This is a genomic window from Marinomonas sp. THO17, assembly GCF_040436405.1.
GTDB lineage: Bacteria > Pseudomonadota > Gammaproteobacteria > Pseudomonadales > Marinomonadaceae > Marinomonas.
In genome coordinates, this window is record NZ_AP031575.1 from 799,470 (window position 1) to 824,236 (window position 24,767).

A 24,767-nucleotide genomic window follows, 5' to 3' on the forward strand; every position below is an offset into this window, starting at 1 on the left:
TGTGTTTTTGTAGTGCATTTATACATACTGCCCTGCAGCAAAGCCGCTACTCCAAGCCCATTGGAAATTGTAACCACCTAGCCAGCCTGTCACATCTAGCACTTCACCGATGAAATAAAGGCCTTTTTGTTTTTGTGATTCAAAGGTTTTAGAAGACACTTCTTTGGTATCCACTCCCCCGAGAGTGACTTCCGCCGTACGATAACCTTCGGTGCCGTTTGGCGCGATATCAAAATGACTGAGATAGTGAATCAAGCTGTCCAATTGTTCATTAGATACTTGCGCTAATTTTTGCTCTAGCCAAGGCAATTCCGTTTTCATGAGTTCGACCAGTCGCTTGGGTAATTCATTGGCCAGCACGCTTTCTATTGTCTTTTTTGCTTGTTGATCTCGCGCTTGATTCAAGCTCTCCAAAGTGAGGTTGGGAGCAAGATGAATTTGTAAGGCCTCACCCGGTTGCCAAAAGTTGGTAATTTGCAGTATGGCTGGACCACTCACACCACGGTGGGTAAATAGCATGGGCTCTTCAAATTGCGCATTGTGAGCACTTGCACGAATCTCACAGGCGATACCTGACAAAGCAGAAAGTTGTTCTTTGCGCTCTGGTTGTAAGGTAATTGGCACCAGACTTGCGCGCATCGGCAAGACATGATGACCCACTTGCTCGGCAAGCTCGTAGCCGAAACCACTCGCGCCCATGGTTGGAATAGACAAGCCTCCTGTTGCGACAACTAAGGATTCACACTCAAATTGGCCTTGGTTCGTCGTCACCAGAATACCATCGCTCAAATATTCTATCTGTTGAACATGAGTATTTAGCTGCAGTTGCGCTCCCGACCACTCTACCTCTGTCATGAGAATGGACAATAAGTCTTTTGCTGAATGCTCGCAAAATAATTGCCCCGGCGCTTTTTCTACATAATCCAGACTATGACGATCCACCAGATCCACAAAGTCTTGCGGTGTATAGCGTCGCAATGCCGAAATACAAAAATGTGGATTATCTGATAAGAAGTGTTTCGGTGCAGCGTCCATGTTGGTGAAATTACAACGGCCACCACCTGACATGAGAATTTTTTTACCCGCTTTATTGGCATGATCTAATATCAGCACTTTTCTACCACGATAAGCCGCCGTAGCAGCACACATTAAACCCGACGCACCAGCACCAATTATGATCACATCTTGTTTATCCACAGCCTACCTCATGTCGATTTTCGCTGCATTATAGTGTTTGAACAAGATAATTTCATTGCTAAGTCAGAAAATCCCTACAAAAAACAGAAAAACATTTTGTGACATTTATTTTCCACAGAATCCGTGAAGAAGCTTGTGGGAAGGTTATATTTATCTATATTTTTCATATGGTTATACAAAATCAAACATTTTTTATTTTTTTCTTACAAATAAAGTTTATTCGATAAAAGCAAGTTTTTTTTTATAAAAATACAAACTTTTTTCAGATTAAGGCTTTACATCATTTCTGTACGCATATACAGTACTGTATAAATAAACAGTAAGGCTTTTTCCTTGTTTCAACTCACCACTTTATTTGGTCAAACAAGGAAGATAGAAGAGTAAGGAATAGATTATGATTAAACGTCTTGCCATAGCGTCACGTACGCAAAAATTTGCTTTGTTCAGTTTGGCTGCACTTGCTTTATATGCCCCAACTAAAGACTTGATGGAATACTCGCGTTCTGTATTTGCTCAAGAAAACATTGCGATTGTGGATGTGTCTTTTGGTGCTAACATGCCTTGGCAAAATTCACCAAGTCATTATCTAAAGGTGGGCAGTAATGCTCAAAGCAGCTTATCAAGAGCGCAGATGATTTATACTAAGTTACGTTTTGATAATCCGACCAATGAAACCCAAACTTATCGTAAAATTTGGCTGAACTTCAGCCATGAAAATGGCGATCAAGAATACACAACAGATTACATCCTCTATAACAAAGACACACGCCAACGTTTAATCGGCCAGTCTATTCAAGTAGGTCCAAATACGTCAGTGGAAGTGATTGCCGCTTATCGCTTTATCCCCAGCTATCAACATAAAACCCCTGTTAGCATGAGTGTTTCTTGGGAAGGTCAAAATTTACTACGAGAAAAGGCATGCGACTACAATCTTATGAAAACTGCTGAAAATACCTTTAACTATGAATGTGGTTTATAGATTATATAACGGAATTGCAGAATATTGAGAGCGCCCTTTAACTCTTAACACTCAGTTACATATTCGGTAAATTTTCTGCAAAAGCACAGATTGATAATCGTTTTCATTTCTCTTATAGTGTTTTGACAATTCAATATTGGAGTGTCATACATGAAACCTTTACTTACACCCGTTGCGCTTTTGGTAACAGGTGCGCTGCTCACAGCTTGTGGTCCTAACAATGTTAAAAATGAATCTTCAGATGTAACGGCGGATTCGGTTGTTACTCATTACGCAGATATAGCTGAGGCCATTTATGGCGACTCTCTATCTACTGCACTAGATCTACGTTCAGCGATTGATCGTTTCCTTGATAATCCAACTGAAGCCAACTTAACCGCAGCAAAAGAGGCTTGGGTAGCTTCTCGTGTACCTTATCAACAAAGTGAGGTTTACCGTTTTGGCAACGCCATCGTAGATGACTGGGAAGGCAAGGTGAACGCTTGGCCTTTGGATGAAGGCTTGATTGATTATGTGGATATCAGTAGCTATGGTACTGAATCGGATCTGAACCCATTGTATACCGCTAATGTTATCGCTTCACAAAGTTTGATGATTGGCGGGAAAAAGATAGATACCAGTAACATTACGCCAGAACTGATTGCTGATTATTTACAAGAAGCCGACGGTGTCGAAGCGAACGTTGCCAGTGGTTACCATGCCATTGAATTCCTCTTATGGGGTCAAGACTTACATGGCACCAATCCAGGAGCTGGTGAACGCCCTGCTACCGATTTCGATCTAAATAATTGCACTAATGGCAACTGCGACCGTCGTCGCGACTATTTATCGGCTGCAACTGACCTGTTGATTTCTGATCTTGAAGAAATGGCTGACAACTGGAAGCAAGGTGGTGCAGCTCGTGTTGCTTTAGAAGAGCAATCTGCGGAGCAAGGCCTAGCCACTATGCTAACCGGTATGGGTAGTTTGGCTTATGGTGAATTAGGCGGTGAACGTACTAAATTGGGCTTGATGCTACACGACCCAGAAGAAGAACACGATTGCTTCTCTGATAACACTCACTGGTCTCACTACTACGATGCAAAAGGCATCAAGAATGTGTACCTTGGTGAATATCAACGTGTTGATGGCTCTTGGGTGAAAGGCGCTTCTTTATCACAACTTGTTGCGCAACAAGATGCTGCTCTTGATAAAGACATGAAGCAAAAACTGGATAAGACCGAAGACGCTGCACAAGCTATGGTCGATGCCGCTGCTAAAGGTCAAACATTTGATGTACTGATTGCCATGAACAACACTCAAGGTAATCAGTTGGTACAAAATTTTGTTGATTCTTTGGTTGACGAAACTCATGTTACCGAGCAAATCATTCAAACCTTAGACCTTCAAGGTATCGCACTAGAAGGCTCCGACAGTCTGGATAATCCAAGCGCTGTGTTTGAATAATACCTTCATTAAGGTATTTCACTAGGGACGATGAAAACCGAATAAAGGGAAGGCAACCACTTCTTGTTGTATATCATAGAAGTGGCTGCCTTCCCTTTCACTTTTCAGGTGATGTGAAATACTATGTCATTTAGTCAATTAAGGGTGTTTGTCTAACAATGACCTTAAAACAAGGCAAGGTATTTGTCTTTATGGGCCTCTTTGCAGGCTTTTGTGCTTTTCAGAACATGGCAGTAGCAAGTGATTATAATCAACCTCTTGCAAACTTAAGTGTGGAAGAAAAATTTGATTTTCACATAGGCGAAGGCGTGTTCCAAAAATTTTGGGTGCCCTCGCCCTCTTCAACGACCGCCAGTGATGGTTTAGGTCCTTTATTTAATACTCGCTCATGTAATAACTGCCACCGTAATAATGGACGCGGCCATGCACCTGAAGAAGGTATTAGTGGCGCCTCAATTCCCTCTTTTATGGTGCGTTTTGGCAGACGTTATGAAGAAACCTCTATGTTGGAACAGACGATATTTCCAAACATTGGTGATCCACATTATGGTGGACAATTACAAGGGCAAAGTTCACCAGGCGTGTTACCAGAAGGTGATTTTTATCTCAGTTACGAGACAAAGATTGTCACCTTAGACGATGGTACAGAAGTAGCACTACGCAAACCCAAACTGCATTGGACAAGCTTGCACTATGGTCCTCTCAGCGACAACACAGGCATAACCTTATTAAATTCGCCGCCACTCATTGGTATGGGACTATTAGATAATATTCCCGAAAAGATCATTATCGACGCCGCAGATCCTAATGATGAAGATAATGACGGTATCAGTGGTAAAGTCAGCTGGATTCCAGCCCCTAAAGGAAATCAGCTGGTTGTTGGTCGTTTTGGTTATAAGGCCTCTACACCAAGCGTTAGTGTGCAAAATCAATTGGCTTTCAATACCGATCTTGGGTTGTCTACCAAACATTTTCCTTCGCCTTCAGGTGACTGCACTGATTGGCAACAAGCGTGCCTTCAAAGCCCTAATGGCAACAGTCCACATCTTGGTAATTTGGAAGTCGACGAGCAACAAGCTCGCCTAGTAGACTTGTATGTTTCCCTTGCAGCACCACCTGCTATGCGAAATCTATCGGATGAGAGTTTTTTAAAGGGTAAAGATATTTTTATGGCATCTGGCTGTGCAAATTGTCATACACCTAAAATGACGACGGATGATCAGTCTGCTTTTGATGTCTTAAAAAATCGCACTTTTTACCCTTTTACCGATATGCTTCTGCATGATATGGGCGCAGAATTGTCTGCAGGCTTTCCCAGTTATTCCGCTCAGCCTCAAGAATGGCGTACCGCGCCACTATGGGGGTTAGGTTTATCTGAAAAAGTATCAGGTCGTGTTGGCTTTTTACACGATGGGCGAGCTCGTACAATCGAAGAAGCCATCTTATGGCACGGTGGTGAAGCTAAAAAAAGTCAACAGGCTTATAAAAATTTATCAAAAGAATACCGTCAAAAACTTATCTATTTTTTGGAGTCATTGTAATAATGAAGCAGTTTCCTAAATTGATTTCCTTCGCTATCGGGTTCGCTTTACCTGTGATAACCTACGCTGGACAATGGCAAGGCCCATTAAATGGCATAGTAAATGATGTAATCAAAAGCGGTTATGAGACATACGCCACATCAGCGCAAACATTACAGACCGCAACAGCTGAATTTTGTGCGAAGCCAAACCCAGCCAATAAAGAACTTGCACAACAAGCATTTCAACACAACACCTTAGATTGGCAACAAGTTCAATGGCTCAATTTTGGACCTGTTACCTATTTCATGCGTTACTATGCGTTTGAATATTGGCCAGACAAAAAAGGGGTGACGCAACGACAGCTACGCAGTCTGGCACAACAACCAGATAAAATGGATGCCCCTAAATTCTGGACTTCCGCCAGCATTGCCGTACGCGGACTTACTGCCATTGAAAGCCTCATGTACCATCCCGATTTCACACCACTGACTTCGCCTGAGCATTGTCATTTGCTCACTAAAGTTACCCAACATCAGTATGACAGCGCAAAAGCCGTTGCCAAGCAATGGCAAGAAAGCCAAGCCCAAGATTGGATCTTTGCAGAAGAAGGTACCCAAGTGGATAACGAGCATGCTGCACTGGAACAAATGCTACAACAATGGCTAGAACACATGTCTGCCGTTAAAGATGCTAAGTTAGAAAACCCGATTGGCTATAAAGGTCGCCAAAATCTTAAACTGGCAGAATTTTATCGCAGTAAATTATCCTTGCCCTCTATTCAAGCCAACCTGCTTTCTTATCGTAAAATCTATCATGCTGGCAAACCTTCCTTATACGATATTGCTGAGCAACAATACCCACAACTCGCTGACAAACTGGAAAACGCCTTAAGCAATAACCAAAAGTTGGCACTGCAATTACCAGAAGATTATTTTTGGGGGGAATACAATCAAGCACAGCGTACCAAAATGGCTCAGCCTTTAATTAACTCCCTTTCAAACAGTCAAACCTACCTTACACAGTTGGTCACGCAATTAGGCTTTCAAATTGGTTTCAATAGTCGCGATGGAGACTAATATGCTTAGTAGACGAGCATTTTTAGGTCTAAGTAGTGTCATTGCCTGCACGCCAACTTGGGCCAAGTTGACGCCTCCCAAAAGCGATCTCAATCTCTTTGCCTCAGCCTTTTCAAAAACCAATGGAGCTGGCCTCAAAAGCCACCATTTTGGTTTATTTGATACGCAAGGAAAAATGGTCTGGCAAACCCAATTAGCCAAAAGAGCACACGCACCACTAGTTCACCCAAGTCAAGCCATCGTTGGCATTGTTGCGCGCCGACCGGGTTTTTTTATCGATTTTTTTGATGTGACGAGTCAACAGCTTGTATCACGCATTGAACCGGAAACTGATCATCACTTCTATGGTCACGCCCTATTTACCCTGGACGGTCAACGCCTGATCACACAGGAAAATCACTATCCTTCAGGGCAGGGTAAAATTTTCATTCGTGAATGGCCTAGTGGTAAGGTGTTGCAACATTTTCCTAGTAATGGCATTGGCCCTCACGAATCCGTGTTACTTAAAGAAGACGTCCTTGTTGTTGCCAATGGCGGTTTAAAAACCCACCCCAGTGAAGATAGAAAAATACTCAACTTAGAAAGCATGGCACCGAACGTCAGTTATGTGTCTTTAATCGATGGCAAAATACTGAACCAAGCAGCCAATGCACCTGAACTGCATCAGTTAAGTATTCGTCATTTGGATGTTAATGCCCAAGGTACGGTTGCGCTAGGATTTCAATATCAAGGCCCACTCTGGGATCGAGTACCTTTGGTAGCACTGTCACGCTTGGATCAAACGGAGTTGGAATATTTGCCTATCCCTGAGGCGATTAGACAACGCTTCAAGCAATATTGTGGCAGTGTTTGTTTTGATCGCTCCGGCGATGTGTTGGCCATCAGTACGCCTCGGGGCGGCTTTGTTGCTTACTGGCATGTAGAAAGTAAAACCTTTCTTGGCGTTGATAATTGTCGTGATGTATGCGGCTTGGTGGCCCATAACCACTCACATGAATTCATCTTAACCACAGGAAATGGAAAACAATTTTCAACTAATCCAGTGCAAAATCGGATACAAATGATCAATAAACAGGCAGATGTTCACTGGGATAACCATTTAAGAGAAATTAGTGTATAAATTTTCCATTTTAAAGCCCAAAGCCAATGGTCAAGCGCATTATTTTTAGGTAATGTCTATACAAGATGTTTTTGTATTAGCTGTAATTATTACATTATAAAGTTGTTTGATCTTGTTGGATTCTCTTAAGCAGTATTTTTTTATTGATTCCGCTCAATCTTCTGGACAAGGCCCAGCCACATTCCAGTTAAGCATTTTGCGCATTTTAATCGCTATCACAATCAGTATATTTGTGATTTCTGAATTACACTCCATGCTCATCAATGGTGTATTATTCTTTTTTGAAATAAACAGCCTCTATCTCTGTGCTTTATTCGCTATTCTCTATTTAAGCAAATCACATACTAAAATTTGCGCGATTGTGTTTGTGCTTTCACTCACACTTATCAGTGGTGTTATGCTGCTAACCAACCCAGACAGAGAATCTGAAAAATACGCCCTAATCGCACTTTACTCTGTCCCCATCATCACCAGATTATTATTCACTTTCAAAGCCTCCTTATTAGCGATGGCATTCAACTTGATCCCTTTCTATTTGGTAACCACTCAATGGATTGATGAGTTATTAGTGGGTGAATCGTCATCCTTCTATTTCCAGTTATTGACCTTCATGACACTCAACATAGGCTTACCGTTAGCGGTTTCGCAGATCATCCACAGCTTAGAAAGTCACAGTGCAAAAATGCGTGAGCTGTATCGCAAACTAAATGAAAATTACCTTTTGTATGAAGAATTTTTTGAAAACACAGGTACTCCCACTCTACTATGCGATCAACGTGGTGTACTAATTAAAGCCAATCAATTGGCTCAGAAATTATTAAGCAAACATAAACATACTAATTTTACAGGAACTCGTATTGGCGAATGGCTTGCTCCATTAAATCAACAAACTAAACTTTTTTGGCAGTCCAATAAGGCGGAATGCACATTAAAGCACAACATCGATATTCACATTCAGGTAAGACGCGCTTCTTTGACCAATCACGGCCATTATGTTTTGCATTTGGATAACATGACCGAGTTTCGTGCCATTCAACAAAAACTGGAAAGCACACAACAAACCAACAGCCGTTTAGCGCATTTCGACCTACTGACCCTACTGCCCAACCATTTGCATTTTTGCCGTCAAGTCAATTTAAAAATCAATGAACAAGACAACCATTTAACGGGTGCCATGTTTATCATACGCATTAGCCAATTTAAATTACTGAACAAGCAATACGGCAAAGACAATGCTAATAAAGTCATTTTAAACTTCTCTAAGGCTTTACAAAAAAGGCTATCCGATCAAGCCATTGTTGGGCGTTTACGCGGTGTAAAATTCGCCTGTTTTATTCCCTTAAATCAAACACACCTGATTCCTAAAAACTTATCCATGCTGATTCAAGCTTTATTACCCAGCCAACTTATGATGGATGGGCAAAGACTAAACATGGATTATCAATTAGGTATCGCCTACTACGACACAGACGGTAAAACCGCAGAAGAATTATTAGAACATTGTGAGATGGCCCTCGAATACTCTAGTAGTTCGGATAAATTCTCTTTTTATAATCATAAACTCGAAGGCAAACTGGTTAGAGAGCATAACCTAAGCCTTCAACTAAGCAGCGCCATTAAAAACAAACAAATTGATATTTGGCTTCAACCTCAGGTGGCTGGTAATGGCCAAATCAAATCCTTCGAGGCATTGGCGAGATGGCATAATGAGGGTGAGTTTGTTTCTCCTATGGAATTTATCAAACTCGCGGAAAAACTCGGTATGTTACCGGTATTAGCTGAAAATCTCGTAAGAGAATTGGTCATTACTTTATCCGCTTGGCATAAAGAACGCGTCAAAATACCCATTGCGTTTAATTTAGCTGGGCAAGAATTAATGAACGACACCTTCTTTGCCTTGTTAATGACATTAATTGCAGATAACCCTTGGCTATCTGAGATGCTGGAATTGGAAATCACTGAAACCAGCTCAGTGATGACTCACCCTCTTATCCATAAACGTTTACGCAGTTTATCGCAATACGGTTACTCCATCGCCATTGACGACTTTGGCACAGGACAGGCTTCTCTTGGGCAACTGGTTGATATTCCAGCTAGCATACTCAAGATAGACCGTCGTTTCGTCGCTCCTTTACCACAAGATAAACGCCACCTGGACATAGTGAAGTCTACTATTCAACTGGCTGTATCTTTGGACATGCAAGTCATTGCTGAAGGGATTGAAACCAAAGAACAAGCAAACCTACTGACCGCTTTAGGCTGTCATACATTACAAGGTTATTACTTTGGCAAACCTGCTCCGATGAGCGACTGGACGGCCAATGACCATGAAAAAGCCAAAGAGTTAAGAATGGTCTATTAATCTTTTGCAGTATGATATGGGTTACTCAAAAGAAAGCAGCAAACCCAAACTCTTTATAACCCCCTTATTCCTGGCATAAAAAAACCAGAGTCTAGGCTCTGGTTTTTATCGACCCTCTTTTTTCTAAGGTTACTTAGAAAGACATATTGATCGCGGCAGACACCACGTTTGCAGAAGACTCGTAATCAGCGTTTAACTTACCGCGAGACGAATCTTCTGATAATGAACCATCTCTGTTAACATTCACATCGTCAATCATGACATGAGTGAAAGCAAAGCTTGCTGAAGTCATATCATTGAAGTCATAAGTAGCACCAAAAGAGATCCATTTACGGTCACCATCTGGCGTACGTGCGGAGCGATATTCATCCTTAACAGGTGAATTATCCATAGCAACACCCGTACGAAGCGTTAGCTTATCAGAGTAAACATAGTTTACACCTGCTGAGTACATCCATTGATCTTCAAATGCAAAAGTTAGTACAGAGTTAGACTGATTACTATCGAAATCGATATTAATGCCATCCATTGAGCCCCAACCTGTGCGAATAGCAGAGAAGCCTAAAGTAACTTTCTCATTTAGATCATGCTCAACACTTAATGTTAAAACCGAAGGGAAAGTAATAGAATCTGAAAGATTAGCATTCTCAAGGTTGGCAGCTGAAGCTAATGTTGCAGATACATCTGTGTATTTAACATCGCCTTCAAAATCAAAATCTACTTCACTACGATATCCAGCACCTAATCTGGTACCTTTCGTAGGTTCAAACATAATACCAAGACTATAACCTATACCAGTCGCATCCGCTTCAATACGACCAATGCCTTCCCCACCAGCTGCTACAGTCGAAGTACCAACAGCGGACTCAAGTACTACGTCAGCTTTATGTACTTGAATACTGGCACCTGCAGACAATTTTTCTGATAAACGATGAGCAAGCGCAAAACTCAAAGCAATATCTTGAATACCTGTTTCTGTCGCATGAAAACGGCCCGCCCAATCTTGACCATAATCACCTGACAATCCAAATGGAACATTTAAAGAAACGCCAGCAACGGTTTTATCCGAAAGCGGCTTTGCAAAATAAAGAGAAGGCACAAGACTATTATCTACAGAGTCTTGAGTAACACCATCAGAAGACAAATCCTTAGGACCACCTGCAGCTGCAGGGGTTGCATCTTCAGCAGAATTTAAGGTTACATCCATACTCGGCATAATGTAAGCACCAGACGCCATAAAAGTCGTGGTATCAGCATTAGTAAAAAGAGCTGGGTTCCAGAAGCTAAAAGAAATATCGCTTTTAGAAGCGGCGGCGCCAGCTAAAGCTGCACCAGATGCAGTCGCACTATGATCGTTTAAGGCGAATCCAGCTGAATATGCACTGGACGCTGCAGCAACAGACACAGCAACAATGCTTGCCTTAAACAAGCCTTTAGATGAAGTAGTCATAATAATCTCCATTATTATTGTTATTGGAAAATACGATTTTTTTACTTAGTCTTTAACGTTTCTATTATAGAATTCCGTTGACTGATATTACCAGTATGTATTTCATGCGCAATACAATATTCAAAAAATAACAACAAAAAACTATCAAGTACAAATAAAAAGTCATACAACAGCCAACAACTCATATTTGAAGAATAGGTCATAAAGAGGATTATTGGAAAAGAATGGTGGGTGTGGAGAGGTTCGAACTCCCGACATTCGCCTTGTAAGGGCGACGCTCTCCCAACTGAGCTACACACCCATTTTAGATTTACATCTCTAATGGAAAGATGAGGAGTTCTTAACTCCCGGTGTCTATGCGCCTTGTTAGGACAGAATCCCAACTGAGCTACACACCCATTTTAGATTTACATCTCTAATGGAAAGATGAGGAGTTATTAACTCCCGGTGACTATGCGCCTTGTTAGGACAGAATCCCAACTGAGCTAAACAGCCTTCATTGTTTTACATCTTGAGGATAGATGAGGAGTTCTTAACTCCCGGTGTCTATGCGCCTTGTTAGGACAGAATCCCAACTGAGCTACACACCCATTTTAGATTTACATCTCTAATGGAAAGATGAGGAGTTCTTAACTCCCGGTGTCTATGCGCCTTGTTAGGACAAATTCCCAACTTAGCTACCCCCCCCGCTAACCGTTTACTTTAGTAACGTTAACTTGAGTTTTACATCTTATGAAAGATGGCGGAACGGACGGGACTCGAACCCGCGACCCCCTGCGTGACAGGCAGGTATTCTAACCAACTGAACTACCGCTCCATTGTCATAGGTTGTTTAGCCACTCTCCTATAAGTGGTGGGTGTGGAGAGGTTCGAACTCCCGACATTCGCCTTGTAAGGGCGACGCTCTCCCAACTGAGCTACACACCCATTGCCATTTTAGATCTGACGATCGAAGTTCTTAACTCCCGGTGTCTATGCGCCTTGTTAGGACAGAATCCCAACTGAGCTACACACCCGCTTCATATGGAGTTTTCACTCCCGGTGTCTATGCGCCTTGTTAGGACAACTTCCCAACTGAGCTACACACCCATCGATATTTTACATCTTATGAAAGATGGCGGAACGGACGGGACTCGAACCCGCGACCCCCTGCGTGACAGGCAGGTATTCTAACCAACTGAACTACCGCTCCATTGTCATAGGTTGTTTAGCCACTTTCCTATAAGTGGTGGGTGTGGAGAGGTTCGAACTCCCGACATTCGCCTTGTAAGGGCGACGCTCTCCCAACTGAGCTACACACCCATTTTAGATTTACATCTCTAATGGAGAGATGTGGAGTTTTCACTCCCGGTGTCTATGCGCCTTGTTAGGACAGAATCCCAACTGAGCTACACACCCATTGCCATTTTAGATCTGACCATCGGAGTTCTTAACTCCCGGTGTCTATGCACCTTGTTAGGACAAATTCCCAACTGAGCTACACACCCATCGATATTTTACATCCTGAGAAAGATGGCGGAACGGACGGGACTCGAACCCGCGACCCCCTGCGTGACAGGCAGGTATTCTAACCAACTGAACTACCGCTCCAGTGTCATAGGTTGTTTAGCCACTCTCCTATAAGTGGTGGGTGTGGAGAGGTTCGAACTCCCGACATTCGCCTTGTAAGGGCGACGCTCTCCCAACTGAGCTACACACCCATTGCCATTTTAGATCTGACGATCGAAGTTCTTAACTCCCGGTGTCTATGCGCCTTGTTAGGACAGAATCCCAACTGAGCTACACACCCGCTTCATGTGGAGCTTTCACTCCCGGTGTCTATGCGCCTTGTTAGGACAAATTCCCAACTTAGCTACCCCCCCCGCTAACCGTTTACTTTAGTAACGTTAACTTGAGTTTTACATCTTATGAAAGATGGCGGAACGGACGGGACTCGAACCCGCGACCCCCTGCGTGACAGGCAGGTATTCTAACCAACTGAACTACCGCTCCATTGTCATAGGTTGTTTAGCCACTCTCCTATAAGTGGTGGGTGTGGAGAGGTTCGAACTCCCGACATTCGCCTTGTAAGGGCGACGCTCTCCCAACTGAGCTACACACCCATTGCCATTTTAGATCTGACGATCGAAGTTCTTAACTCCCGGTGTCTATGCGCCTTGTTAGGACAGAATCCCAACTGAGCTACACACCCGCTTCATATGGAGTTTTCACTCCCGGTGTCTATGCGCCTTGTTAGGACAACTTCCCAACTGAGCTACACACCCATCGATATTTTACATCTTATGAAAGATGGCGGAACGGACGGGACTCGAACCCGCGACCCCCTGCGTGACAGGCAGGTATTCTAACCAACTGAACTACCGCTCCATTGTCATAGGTTGTTTAGCCACTTTCCTATAAGTGGTGGGTGTGGAGAGGTTCGAACTCCCGACATTCGCCTTGTAAGGGCGACGCTCTCCCAACTGAGCTACACACCCACTAACCGTTTACTTGCGTAACGTTAACTTGAGTTTTACATCTTAAGAAAGATGTGGAGTTCTGAACTCCCGGTATCTATGCACCTTGTTAGGACAAAATTCCCAACTGAGCCAGACATCCAACTCATTCAGCTGGCCTCATCACTATTAACAATAGTGAGTGGTGCCGCCACCAAGAGTCGAACTCGGGACCCTCTGATTACAAGTCAGATGCTCTACCAACTGAGCTATAGCGGCATAACGCCAAATAAAAATATTATTACTTTCTCAATAGTGAAGTAATGGTGCCGCCACCAAGAGTCGAACTCGGGACCCTCTGATTACAAGTCAGATGCTCTACCAACTGAGCTATAGCGGCATAACTATAGCTAACGCAGTTTACTCTTATCATTCCATATAAATGGTGCCGCCACCAAGAGTCGAACTCGGGACCCTCTGATTACAAGTCAGATGCTCTACCAACTGAGCTATAGCGGCTTTAACAAAAGCAAAATCTTTTTTAATCTCTTACCTAAAGCAAGACATTTTCACCAAGAAATGGTGCCGCCACCAAGAGTCGAACTCGGGACCCTCTGATTACAAGTCAGATGCTCTACCAACTGAGCTATAGCGGCTAAAAATTCTTGGTCGGGACGGCAGGATTTGAACCTGCGACCACTAGCACCCCATGCTAGTGCGCTACCAGGCTGCGCTACGCCCCGATGCAAACAACAACACTGTCGTTGTCAGCGGGTGCGTATATTACTATAACGAGTTGAAAAGGGAAGACTTTTATTAACTTTTTTTCGATTTTATCACTGCATTCTCAAAAGCAAATCAAATAGATTAAGCATTGATCTAAATATCATTATTCATGCCCTATCTTATTATCCGTGATCCACAATTTACCAAGTTGACTTAATGTATACACACGCAAAAAAGCCACCATAGAGGTGGCTTTTCAGGCATCATTTGCGCTTACTCTTGCATATAATCTTCAACTTTAGACTTGAGCTTTTGACCCGGCCTAAAGGTAACAACAGTACGAGCAGTAATTGGAATTTCTTCCCCTGTTTTTGGGTTTCGACCAGGCCGTTGACTCTTCTCTCGAACTTCGAAGTTACCGAAGCCAGACAGTTTCACTTGTTCTCTTTCAACAAGGGAATTACGCACAACGCCAAAAAAACCCTCAACCAAATCTTTAGCATCTTTTTTACTAAGACCAATTGAATCGACTAAGTTTTCAGCAAGGTCTGCTTTCGTCAACGATCCCATAAATCTACCCCCTTACAACGGCTCCCAATTTTTCGGACAGTGCTTTCACCGCCTGCTCGACAGAGTTGTTTACTTCTTCATCACTAAGAGTGTGTGAAGGATGCTGCCACGTCAAGCCCAAAGCAACACTTTTTTTCGATTCATCAATACCTTGTCCCTGATAAACATCAAAAACCAACACATCTTTGAAAGCATCACCAGCAGATTGTACAATCACAGCTTCCAATTCATTCACCGGAACATCGCGATCCAGTAACAAAGCAAGGTCACGTCGTACTTCCGGGAAACGAGATACCGCTTGATACTCTGGTAATGTCGCATTCAATACCGCATCTAAAGCAATATCAAACACATACAGAGTTTGCTTAGCACCCAGCGCTTTCGCTATTTGTGGATGTAACTCCCCCATCAAACCAACAAATTCACCGTTAAGGTAAATATTCGCAGAACGACCTGGATGCAAGAATTCACAGGTAGAACGCTGATAAGTCGGTTGACCACCATTGTTCACCGCAAATAAAGCTTCAACATGCGCTTTAAGATCATAGAAATCCACCTTCTCATTATTGTGGTACCAGGCTTCAGGATGACGACTTCCAGCAATCAAACCGGAAATTTGCAATTGCTGATCCAACTCATCAAGCGCATCAACAGAACCGATAAAACGACGCCCAGTTTCAAACAAGCGTACACGGGATTGCTGACGGTTCTGATTGTATAAATAGGCTTTCACCAAACCTGGAATCAAACTTGGACGCATGACCCCCATATCCGCTGAGATAGGGTTTTCTAATGGCACAGGTTCAATTTCAGGTAAAAACTGCTTACTTAAGCTAGGGTCGATGAAACTGTAAGTGACCGCTTCTTGATAACCATAAGAGACCAAAGTAGCACGCAATGATTGAATCGGTGTTTTAGATTCGCTCAATGGGGTGAAATTGACCGCGGCTGATGGCATAGAAGAAGGCAGATTATCGTAGCCATAAATACGCGCTACTTCTTCGATCAAATCCGCTTCAATAGCAATATCAAATCTGTGAGATGGTGCTTTTGCTACCCAAGCTTGATCCGTCACTTCAACCATTTCAAGACCAAGTCGCGTTAAGATATCAGTCACCAAGTCTTTTTCTAAAGACATGGCAAGATACTGATCTAACTTTTGACGACGTAAGGTTACTTCAGTCGCGACAGGCAAAGCATCTTCATTCACCGCCTGAGTGATTGGACCAACTTGACCGCCAGCAATTTCCAATACCAGCTGAGTAGCACGCTCAATGGCTTTTTCTTGCAACGAAGCATCAACACCACGCTCAAAACGGTGAGATGAATCCGTATGCAAACCATAAGAACGGGCTTTGCCAGCTAAAGCTAATGGTGTAAAAAAAGCACTCTCAAGAAAAATGTCTTGTGTTTTCTCATTCACTCCTGATCCTTCGCCACCCATAATACCAGCAATAGCAAGTGGCGCCTGTTCATCAGCGATCACCATAGTATCTTCGCGCAAACTAATCTCTTGACCGTCTAGCAAGACAATCTTTTCACCAGCGCCTGCCATACGAACCACCACGGAACCACTTAAGTTCGCTAAGTCGAAGGCATGCATAGGCTGGCCTAATTCCAACATTACATAATTGGTAATGTCGACAATAGGATCAATCGAACGAATGCCGCTACGACGCAGTTTTTCTGTCATCCACAATGGCGTTTCTGCGCTGACATTCACACCGCGGATCACACGACCAAGGTAACGTGGACAGGCATCAGTCGCCTCCACTTTCACAGGAAAAGCATCCGCTATACTCACTTCTGCAGCCTGAATAGCAACCGGCGTCAGATCAACTTTATTCAATACACCTACTTCACGAGCCAAACCCGCAACACTTAGGCAATCACTACGATTTGGCGTCAAATCAACGTCAATGATCTGATCATCTAACCCTAGAAAAGCACGAAAATCCTCGCCTGTTGTCGCACCTAGTGGCAATTCCATAATGCCGTCGTTGTCTTCACTTACACCTAATTCAGAAGCGGAGCACAACATACCGAACGACTCAACCTGACGCAACTTGGCTTTTTTGATTTTGAAATCATCACCTAATACAGCGCCAATTTTAGCGAATGGAATCTTAATTCCTGGACGAGCGTTTGGCGCGCCACATACCACTTGAAATTCTTCTTTACCATCTGACACACGACAAACTTGTAACTTGTCGGCATTCGGGTGTGGCTCAGCAGCCAAGATTTCACCCACAACTACACCACTGAAGGGTGCCGCAGCTGGCAATACTTCATCAACTTCTAAGCCAGCCATGGTAATTTGAGCAACCAAATCATCGCTACTGATGTTTGGATTGACCCACTCTCTTAGCCAATTCTCACTAACTTTCATATAAACATCCTAGGTCGACTGATTACTTAAATTGTTTAAGGAAACGTAGATCGTTCTCAAAGAACATGCGCAGGTCATCTACCTTGTAACGTAACATAGCAAAACGCTCTACCCCCATACCAAAGGCGAAGCCTGTGTATTTTTCTGGGTCAATGCCAGACATTTCCAATACTTTCGGATGCACCATGCCACACCCCAACACTTCCAACCAAGATTCTTCGCCTTTGCTGTTAGTACGCATGATATCCACCTCAATAGATGGCTCAGTGAATGGGAAGTAACTCGGACGAAAACGTACCTTCAGATCGTCCTCAAAGAAAACGTTCAAAAATTGTTGAAGAATGCCCTTAAGATCCGCAAAAGAAATGTTTTCGTCGATCAACAAGCCTTCCACTTGATGGAACATAGGCGTATGAGTTTGATCAGAGTCACAACGGTATACACGACCAGGACAAATAATACGGATCGGTGGCTGCGAGGCTTCCATAGTTCGCACCTGAACAGGTGACGTATGGGTTCTCAACACGGTATTAGGATTAAAATAAAAGGTATCCTGCATAGCACGCGCTGGATGGTGTGCAGGAATGTTTAATGCTTCGAAGTTATGATAATCATCTTCGATTTCTGGGCCAGCAGCAACATCGAAACCAATTCCACGAAAGAAAGATTCGATACGCTCCATAGTGCGAGTTACTGGGTGCAGGCCACCTACTTCTTCGCCTTTTCCAGCCAAAGAAATATCTATTGTTTCGGTTGCAAGTTTGGCATCCAAAGCAGCTTTCATTAAAGCAGCTTTACGCTCATTGAGCTTTTCTTGAACTTGACCTTTGGCCTCGTTTACTAGCTGACCGAACTTTGGTCTATCCTCTGCAGAGACATTACCAAGCTGTTTTAATAAAGCGGTCAGAGCGCCTTTTTTACCTAGATACTGTACACGAACATCATCTAGTTCGGACTCACTTTCAGAAGCAGCCACTGCGCTTAGCGCATCAGCAAGAATCTGCTTTAGGTTCTCCATTATTCACTCCAAAAAATAAAATAGGGGAAGAGCATTGGCTCTTCCCCTATTAAAGACTGCATTGAGTCACTCGTTCTATTAAGAGATGCTCTTTCAAGATCGAATCACCCTAAGGCTACGTCAGAATTAAGCCAAGCTTGCTTTCGCTTTTTCAACGATCGCTGCAAAAACTTCTTTCTCGTACACAGCTAGATCAGCCAAAACTTTACGGTCGATTTCGATTGCAGCTTTCTTAAGACCTGCAATGAAACGGCTATAAGACAAACCGTTTAGACGAGCCGCAGCGTTAATACGAGCAATCCACAATGCACGGAATTGACGCTTACGTTGACGACGGTCACGGTATTGATATTGACCAGCTTTGATGACAGCTTGTTTTGCTACACGAAATACACGACTACGTGCACCGTAGTAACCTTTAGCTTGCTTTAAAATCTTCTTGTGACGGCGACGAGCCTGAACACCACGTTTTACGCGAGGCATAATATAAACCCTTTACTAATGAATTAATGACTAAAAATGAAACTTAAACGTATGGCAACATGCGTACAATTAACGCTTTGTCGCTTTGTGCAACTTGGTTCAAAGAACGAAGATGACGTTTACGCTTAGTCGATTTCTTAGTCAAAATGTGACTAGTATGAGACTGCTTATGTTTAAAACCATTCGCGGTACGTTTGAAGCGCTTAGCTGCGCCACTGTGTGACTTAATTTTGGACATGATAAAACCACTCTCGCATTCGTTAATGTTAATGTAATTTACCTACGCGACGCATAATCACGCCGCGTGAGAAATTACTTCTTCTTTTTGGGGCCTAGCACCATAGTCAATTGACGACCTTCCATTTTCGCAGCTTGTTCAACTGTACCGTATTCCTCTAAGTCTTGAGCGACTCGATTCATAAGTTGCATCCCAAGCTCCTGATGGGCCATTTCACGACCGCGGTATCTAAGTGATACTTTGGCCTTATCCCCGCCTTCAAGGAAACGTATCAGGTTGCGGAGTTTTACCTGATAATCCCCTTCCTCCGTCCCTGGACGGAATTTCATTTCTTTAACCTGGATTTGCTTCGCATTTTTCTTTTGAGCAGCCTTCGCTTTTTTCTGCTCAAAAACATGCTTACCGTAGTCCATAATCTTACAAACAACTGGATCAGAGTCAGCGATTTGTACTAAATCAAGGCCCGCTTCTTGAGCTGCTTGTAGCGCCTCTTCAATCGATACAACACCAATTTGTTCACCATCCGCTGCGATTAGACGCACTTCAGTTGCTCGAATGTTCTCGTTGATTTGAGGACGCTGCTTGTTAGCGGCACGTCCACGATTCATATTACCTTTTATAGCTCTATCTCCACTTCTTGTTTACGGCTACGGCGAGCAACTTCTTTTTGAAGCAAATCTTCAAAATCAGAAATACTCATTACTCCAAGATCTTCACCAGAACGAGTTCGCACTGCGACTTGTTGATTTTCAACTTCTTTGTCGCCGATAACTATCATGTAAGGGACTCGTTGAAGAGTATGCTCGCGAATTTTAAACCCGATCTTCTCGTTTCTCAAGTCAAGTTTTGCTCTAAAGCCGTTTGAATTCAATCTTTTTTCCAAATCAGAGCAATAATCTGCTTGGCGATCAGTAATATTCATTATTACCACCTGCTCTGGGGCTAACCAAGCAGGGAAAGCGCCTTCACTTTCTTCGATCAAGATACCAATGAAACGCTCCAAAGAACCCACTATGGCTCGATGCAACATAACGGGTGTTTGACGCGAACCGTCTTCGGAGACGTATTGCGCACTCAAACGCGTTGGCATTGAGAAATCGACCTGCATAGTACCGCATTGCCAAACACGGCCAATCGCATCTTTTAAGGAAAATTCTATTTTAGGCCCATAGAAAGCCCCTTCACCTGGTAATTCTTCCCATTCCAGGTTAGCCGCATCTAATGCGTCCGCCAAGGCTTTCTCAGATTTATCCCAAACCTCATCAGAACCCACTCGCTGTTCTGGACGAGTAGACAAACGATAAATAATATTTTCAAATCCAAAATCTGCATAAACTTCGTGCAGCAGCTTAATGAATTCAGAGACTTCTTGCTGAATCTGGCCTTCTGTCACAAAGATGTGTCCATCATCCTGTACAAAGTTACGCACACGCATAATACCGTGCAATGCACCTGATGGCTCGTTACGGTGACAAGAACCAAACTCCGCCATACGGAATGGTAAGTCACGATAACTCTTCAGACCTTGGTTATATACCTGAATATGACACGGGCAGTTCATTGGTTTCACGGCGTAATCACGGTTTTCAGAATGAGTAGTAAACATGTTTTCATGATACTTACCCCAGTGACCGGATTTCTCCCACAAAACACGATCCACAATTTGTGGCGTTTTTACTTCTTGATAGCCATTATCAAGCTGTTTCTGACGCATGTACTGTTCAACCACTTGATACAAGCGCCAACCTTTAGGATGCCAAAACACCATACCGGGAGCTTCTTCTTGTACATGAAAGAGATCTAGCTTTTTACCCAGTTTACGGTGATCACGCTTTTCTGCCTCTTCAATACGATTCAAATAGGCTTTTAATTCTTTCTTATCATTCCACGCTGTACCATAAATACGCTGTAATTGCTCATTGTTAGAATCACCGCGCCAATATGCACCAGCCAACTTCATCAATTTAAAATGACGCAAAACACGAGTATTTGGCACGTGAGGGCCACGACACATATCCATGTATTCTTCGTGATGATACAAACCCACCTCTTTGACAGAGTCGTCCATATCATCGATAAGAGACACCTTATAAGATTCACCACGATCAACAAATTGCTGACGCGCATCGGCAATCGGCGTCATTTTCTTCACAACGTCATAATCCGTTTTGATCAACTCAGCCATGCGCTTTTCGATAGCGGCAAGATCCTCTGGTGTAAAGGGACGCTCATACGCAATATCGTAATAGAAACCTTCATCAATTACCGGACCTATGGCCATTTCAGCCGTTGGGTACAATTGCTTAACCGCGTGACCAACAAGGTGAGCAAAGGAGTGGCGAATGATTTCAACCCCTTCTGCATCCTTACCGGTTACTATGCTGAGATCTGCGTCGTTTGTGATCAATTCACAAGCATCGACAAGCTGACCATTGATACGACCCGCCACCGTTGCTTTTGCAAGACCAGGACCAATATCCTCGGCCACTTGCATCACAGTTACAGGATCAGAAAAAGAACGTTGACTGCCATCAGGCAAAGTAATTACAGGCATTTTATTCCCCTATCGGAGTCAGTGGTGCTCCATACCAAAGAGCACATGGAAATTTAAGCGCATAACCTATCATTTTTCGTATCATCATGCGACTTTAATTTAGCAATTACGCAAAACATGTGAATTCTCTACAGGATAAGAAAATCAAGTATTTTTTCTTACTTTCAACCATAGACATTCTGCTGCTAACGAGTAAAATTGCCCTCCGTTTCACACAGACTTCACCAAACAAAGGCGTTATGGACCTCAATATTCTTGACGATTACTGCATTGAAACCACTCAAGCAGAACCTGAGCTATTACTCGAGTTAGTGGAAAAAACTTACTCGGATATGGGCTACCCAAATAAATTGTCAGGTAAGACCATTGGCCGTACATTGAAGTTATTAGCCAAAATTGCTCAACCCAAACGTGCTTTAGAAATTGGCATGTTCACGGGATATTCAGCACTTTCCATTGCGGAAGGCATGCCTGAGCAAGGCAAGCTTATTTGTTGTGAAACCAATCCCAGGGCAATTGAATTTGCTCAATCTTTCTTTGATCGCAGCGAGCATGGTCACAAAATCCAAGCGATTTTTGGCCCGGCCCTCGAAACGATCAAATCCTTAGACGGTGATTTCGACTTTGTCTTTATCGATGCGGATAAGAGCAATTATCTAAACTACTATCAAGCAGTGGTTCCTCTGGTACGCTCTGGCGGCCTAATTATCATCGATAATTCATTGTGGCAAGGCAGGGTTCTAGCCCCTCAAGAAAATAGTGACATTGCTGTGAACGACTTAAATCGCTTTATTGCTCAAGACAGTCGTGTGGAAAATGTTCACCTCAATGTTCGAGATGGATTAAACATCGTCGTCAAGCACTAAATTTATTTTTCAATTTGTCAATCACCTTTCCACATCAAGGTGAGAGGCGTTTATTTGCTATTTACAGAGACAAGCTAAGAGGCTGCAATTTTGGTTGTTTTTAAAATCACGAATCATATTACTGGAAAGCACTATATTGGAACGTCGTTTAATAGCGGTTTTCAACGTTTCGAACAATACGTTGAAGCAACCAACGAAGGCCTTGATTTTCCACTTTACAATGACATTCGTGCACATGGCGTGGAAGCTTTTACGGTAGAAGAATTATTCGATACAACAGATAAGAAAGAACTCTATGAACTGGAGTCAGATTACTTAGCCATTTATAACGCTGATAGTTTACGTGGCTATAAGATTGCTCAAACGGCAGAAAAAAACCTCAATTTACATTTTGCTAAAAAAGCCCTATTTGATGCCAATGGTGTATCCACCGCCGAACCGATAAAAAAAATGAAAAAGGCTACCGAAAAGAAAAGCGTCGAACTGCCTAAAAAAGCCACCGATCCCACTCCCAAAGTTCGATCTTTCTTTGGCGAGTTGATTGGTGAAGAAAGACTAGACAGTCTTGCCAAACCAGCAAAGGAAAATAAAAAATCACCGACTCGTACACGCAGTAAAGCCAGTATCCAAAAAATGTTGAAAGAAGCGGAACGAGCTGCCAAAAAGGAACGTGAGGAAAAGCTTAAACGACAACAGCAAGCCGAAGCAGATGAAATGGCTATCATCATGGCGAAAATTGACATCACCTCAAAATCTGCCGCCTCTGCCTTTCGTCGCCGCAAAGCCTAACAACAGACAAAGCCTAACAGTAAAAAATCAAACGAAGTCATAAAAAGACCCCCAATAATTGGTGTCCAACTATTGGGGGTCACTTCACATTGGCAGGTTTTTTTGATCTAGCGAGTCTCAATTTACCCCAAGCATACATAACTGATTTCAGGCAATCCAACTCACAGTAAGCCAAAAACTTAGCTACGGGCTTTTTTCAATGTCTCAGAGATCATGAAAGCCAATTCCAGAGATTGATCAGCATTCAAACGAGGATCACAATGAGTATGATAACGATCCGCCAAATCCGCTTCCGTTACTTGGAAGGCTCCGCCAACGCATTCAGTGACATTTTGCCCTGTCATTTCAAAATGTACGCCACCTGCATAAGTACCTTCAGCATTGTGTACTTGAAAGAACTGCTGGACTTCTTTTAACACATCATCAACATGACGTGTCTTATACCCCGTAGAGGCCTTCACTGTATTACCATGCATTGGGTCACAGCTCCACACCACTTTTTTACCTTCACGTTCAACAGCACGAATCAAAGCTGGCATTCCATCTTCAACTTTATCAGCTCCCATACGTACGATCACATTTAAGCGACCCGCTTCATTATTCGGGTTTAAAGTATCACACAAACGCACTAGGTCTTCTGGGTCCATAGTTGGACCAGCTTTAACACCAATTGGATTTTGTACACCTCGTAAGAACTCAACATGCGCACCATCAAGTTGACGAGTACGATCACCAATCCATAACATGTGTGCAGAACAGTCGTACCAGTCTCCCGTCATGCTATCTTGGCGAGTTAAGGCTTGTTCATATGGCAAGAGAAGAGCTTCATGGGAAGTATAAAATTCCGTTTCTGTCAGCTGCGCCAATCCAGGACCAATTCCACACGCTTCCATAAACTGTAAAGCATCATCAATTTTATCCGCTACATCCTGAAAACGACTACCCGCTGGACTGGCATTCAGGAAATCCAAATTCCATTTATGTACTTCATGTAAATCGGCGAAACCACCTTGCGCAAAAGCACGTAGCAAGTTCATTGTAGAAGCACTTTGGTTGTACACCTGAACAAGACGCTCAGGGTCTGGCACACGAGCATGCTCATTAAATTCAATACCATTGATAATATCACCACGGTAGCTTGGAAGCTCAACGCCATTAACGGTTTCAGTTCCTGCCGATCTAGGTTTGGCAAATTGACCCGCCATACGACCCACCTTAACAATTGGGCATTTACCTGCGTAAGTTAGCACCACTGCCATTTGCAGCATAACCTTAAAGGTATCGCGAATATTGTTAGCGTGGAATTCCGCAAAGCTCTCTGCACAGTCACCACCTTGCAACAAGAAGGATTGACGATTAGCCACTTTCGCTAATGCACTTTTCAGCTGACGCGCCTCACCCGCAAAAACAAGCGGAGGCATTTTTCCCAAAGTACTTTCTACTTGAGCCAGATGCTCAGCACTTGGATAAACCGGCTGTTGAAGTGCCGTTTTATTTCTCCAACTTGTTAACTCCCACTCTTTCATATCAATTTACAACCTTATTT

Annotated in this window: 18 protein-coding genes and 16 tRNA genes; 8 read left to right on the forward strand and 26 right to left on the reverse strand. The window is 43.1% G+C overall.

Annotation, left to right across the window (positions count from 1 at the left end; all coding sequences use genetic code 11):
- Nucleotides 1-18 precede the first annotated feature (18 nt).
- The gene (locus tag ABXS85_RS03720; RefSeq protein WP_353668709.1) at nt 19-1,197 is read right to left on the reverse strand and encodes an NAD(P)/FAD-dependent oxidoreductase; all 1,179 of its coding nucleotides are present in this window, start codon (nt 1,195-1,197) and stop codon (nt 19-21) included.
- 394 nt (nt 1,198-1,591) lie between these two features.
- On the opposite strand from ABXS85_RS03720, the gene ABXS85_RS03725 reads away from it, so the two are divergent.
- The 6 genes from ABXS85_RS03725 to ABXS85_RS03750 all read left to right on the forward strand — a co-directional run bounded on the left by ABXS85_RS03725 (nt 1,592) and on the right by ABXS85_RS03750 (nt 9,703).
- Entirely contained in the window at nt 1,592-2,176 is a 585-nt protein-coding gene (locus ABXS85_RS03725) for a hypothetical protein (protein WP_353668710.1), read from the forward strand.
- A 150-nt stretch (nt 2,177-2,326) separates the two neighbouring features.
- The gene (locus ABXS85_RS03730; protein WP_353668711.1) at nt 2,327-3,622 is read left to right on the forward strand and encodes an imelysin family protein; all 1,296 of its coding nucleotides are present in this window, start codon (nt 2,327-2,329) and stop codon (nt 3,620-3,622) included.
- Nucleotides 3,623-3,780: 158 nt separating this feature from the next.
- Entirely contained in the window at nt 3,781-5,163 is a 1,383-nt protein-coding gene (locus ABXS85_RS03735) for a di-heme oxidoredictase family protein (protein WP_353668712.1), read from the forward strand.
- Between the two features lie 2 nt (nt 5,164-5,165).
- Nucleotides 5,166-6,221: an imelysin family protein gene (locus ABXS85_RS03740; RefSeq protein WP_353668713.1), complete on the forward strand. Its 1,056-nt coding sequence runs from the start codon at nt 5,166-5,168 to the stop codon at nt 6,219-6,221.
- Between the two features lies 1 nt (nt 6,222).
- Entirely contained in the window at nt 6,223-7,341 is a 1,119-nt protein-coding gene (locus ABXS85_RS03745) for a DUF1513 domain-containing protein (protein ID WP_353668714.1), read from the forward strand.
- Nucleotides 7,342-7,453: 112 nt separating this feature from the next.
- On the forward strand, nt 7,454-9,703 hold the full coding sequence (locus ABXS85_RS03750) for a GGDEF domain-containing phosphodiesterase (RefSeq protein ID WP_353668715.1): 2,250 nt from the start codon (nt 7,454-7,456) through the stop codon (nt 9,701-9,703).
- Nucleotides 9,704-9,836: 133 nt separating this feature from the next.
- Here ABXS85_RS03750 and ABXS85_RS03755 read toward each other — a convergent pair whose 3' ends face one another.
- The 24 genes from ABXS85_RS03755 to thrS form a co-directional block, all read right to left on the reverse strand.
- Entirely contained in the window at nt 9,837-11,153 is a 1,317-nt protein-coding gene (locus tag ABXS85_RS03755) for an outer membrane protein transport protein (protein ID WP_353668716.1), read from the reverse strand.
- A 225-nt stretch (nt 11,154-11,378) separates the two neighbouring features.
- Nucleotides 11,379-11,454 (reverse strand) — tRNA-Val (locus tag ABXS85_RS03760).
- 439 nt (nt 11,455-11,893) lie between these two features.
- Nucleotides 11,894-11,970, reverse strand: a tRNA-Asp gene (locus tag ABXS85_RS03765).
- Nucleotides 11,971-12,004: 34 nt separating this feature from the next.
- Nucleotides 12,005-12,080, reverse strand: a tRNA-Val gene (locus ABXS85_RS03770).
- Between the two features lie 188 nt (nt 12,081-12,268).
- Nucleotides 12,269-12,345: transfer RNA gene (locus ABXS85_RS03775), tRNA-Asp, on the reverse strand.
- A gap of 34 nt (nt 12,346-12,379) precedes the next feature.
- Nucleotides 12,380-12,455: transfer RNA gene (locus ABXS85_RS03780), tRNA-Val, on the reverse strand.
- A 211-nt stretch (nt 12,456-12,666) separates the two neighbouring features.
- A tRNA-Asp gene (locus ABXS85_RS03785) sits at nt 12,667-12,743 on the reverse strand.
- Nucleotides 12,744-12,777: 34 nt separating this feature from the next.
- Nucleotides 12,778-12,853 (reverse strand) — tRNA-Val (locus ABXS85_RS03790).
- A 215-nt stretch (nt 12,854-13,068) separates the two neighbouring features.
- Nucleotides 13,069-13,145, reverse strand: a tRNA-Asp gene (locus ABXS85_RS03795).
- A gap of 34 nt (nt 13,146-13,179) precedes the next feature.
- Nucleotides 13,180-13,255 (reverse strand) — tRNA-Val (locus ABXS85_RS03800).
- 188 nt (nt 13,256-13,443) lie between these two features.
- Nucleotides 13,444-13,520: transfer RNA gene (locus ABXS85_RS03805), tRNA-Asp, on the reverse strand.
- Between the two features lie 34 nt (nt 13,521-13,554).
- Nucleotides 13,555-13,630: transfer RNA gene (locus tag ABXS85_RS03810), tRNA-Val, on the reverse strand.
- Between the two features lie 161 nt (nt 13,631-13,791).
- Nucleotides 13,792-13,867: transfer RNA gene (locus ABXS85_RS03815), tRNA-Thr, on the reverse strand.
- Between the two features lie 45 nt (nt 13,868-13,912).
- Nucleotides 13,913-13,988: transfer RNA gene (locus ABXS85_RS03820), tRNA-Thr, on the reverse strand.
- A gap of 43 nt (nt 13,989-14,031) precedes the next feature.
- Nucleotides 14,032-14,107, reverse strand: a tRNA-Thr gene (locus tag ABXS85_RS03825).
- Nucleotides 14,108-14,168: 61 nt separating this feature from the next.
- Nucleotides 14,169-14,244 (reverse strand) — tRNA-Thr (locus ABXS85_RS03830).
- Nucleotides 14,245-14,254: 10 nt separating this feature from the next.
- Nucleotides 14,255-14,331, reverse strand: a tRNA-Pro gene (locus ABXS85_RS03835).
- Nucleotides 14,332-14,587: 256 nt separating this feature from the next.
- Entirely contained in the window at nt 14,588-14,884 is a 297-nt protein-coding gene (locus tag ABXS85_RS03840; RefSeq protein WP_353668717.1) for an integration host factor subunit alpha, read from the reverse strand.
- Between the two features lie 4 nt (nt 14,885-14,888).
- Entirely contained in the window at nt 14,889-17,273 is a 2,385-nt protein-coding gene (pheT, locus tag ABXS85_RS03845; RefSeq protein ID WP_353668718.1) for a phenylalanine--tRNA ligase subunit beta, read from the reverse strand.
- Between the two features lie 22 nt (nt 17,274-17,295).
- Nucleotides 17,296-18,291, reverse strand: coding sequence for a phenylalanine--tRNA ligase subunit alpha (gene pheS, locus ABXS85_RS03850; RefSeq protein WP_353668719.1), 996 nt, complete (start codon nt 18,289-18,291; stop codon nt 17,296-17,298).
- A 126-nt stretch (nt 18,292-18,417) separates the two neighbouring features.
- Nucleotides 18,418-18,774: a 50S ribosomal protein L20 gene (rplT, locus tag ABXS85_RS03855; RefSeq protein ID WP_063331359.1), complete on the reverse strand. Its 357-nt coding sequence runs from the start codon at nt 18,772-18,774 to the stop codon at nt 18,418-18,420.
- Between the two features lie 43 nt (nt 18,775-18,817).
- Nucleotides 18,818-19,012, reverse strand: coding sequence for a 50S ribosomal protein L35 (rpmI, locus tag ABXS85_RS03860; protein ID WP_013795993.1), 195 nt, complete (start codon nt 19,010-19,012; stop codon nt 18,818-18,820).
- A 74-nt stretch (nt 19,013-19,086) separates the two neighbouring features.
- Nucleotides 19,087-19,620, reverse strand: coding sequence for a translation initiation factor IF-3 (gene infC / locus ABXS85_RS03865; RefSeq protein ID WP_353668720.1), 534 nt, complete (start codon nt 19,618-19,620; stop codon nt 19,087-19,089).
- A gap of 8 nt (nt 19,621-19,628) precedes the next feature.
- A complete protein-coding gene (thrS, locus tag ABXS85_RS03870) occupies nt 19,629-21,566 on the reverse strand; it encodes a threonine--tRNA ligase (protein WP_353668721.1) in 1,938 nt (645 codons plus the stop codon).
- Nucleotides 21,567-21,805: 239 nt separating this feature from the next.
- On the opposite strand from thrS, the gene ABXS85_RS03875 reads away from it, so the two are divergent.
- Together ABXS85_RS03875 and ABXS85_RS03880 are read left to right on the forward strand one after the other, a co-directional pair.
- Nucleotides 21,806-22,432, forward strand: coding sequence for a class I SAM-dependent methyltransferase (locus ABXS85_RS03875; RefSeq protein WP_353669750.1), 627 nt, complete (start codon nt 21,806-21,808; stop codon nt 22,430-22,432).
- A 90-nt stretch (nt 22,433-22,522) separates the two neighbouring features.
- A complete protein-coding gene (locus ABXS85_RS03880) occupies nt 22,523-23,221 on the forward strand; it encodes a GIY-YIG nuclease family protein (RefSeq protein WP_353668722.1) in 699 nt (232 codons plus the stop codon).
- A gap of 179 nt (nt 23,222-23,400) precedes the next feature.
- Here ABXS85_RS03880 and ABXS85_RS03885 read toward each other — a convergent pair whose 3' ends face one another.
- Nucleotides 23,401-24,747 carry a class II 3-deoxy-7-phosphoheptulonate synthase gene (locus ABXS85_RS03885; protein WP_353668723.1) on the reverse strand — a complete coding sequence of 449 codons (1,347 nt, stop codon included), beginning with the start codon at nt 24,745-24,747 and terminating at the stop codon, nt 23,401-23,403.
- Nucleotides 24,748-24,767: the final 20 nt, after the last annotated feature.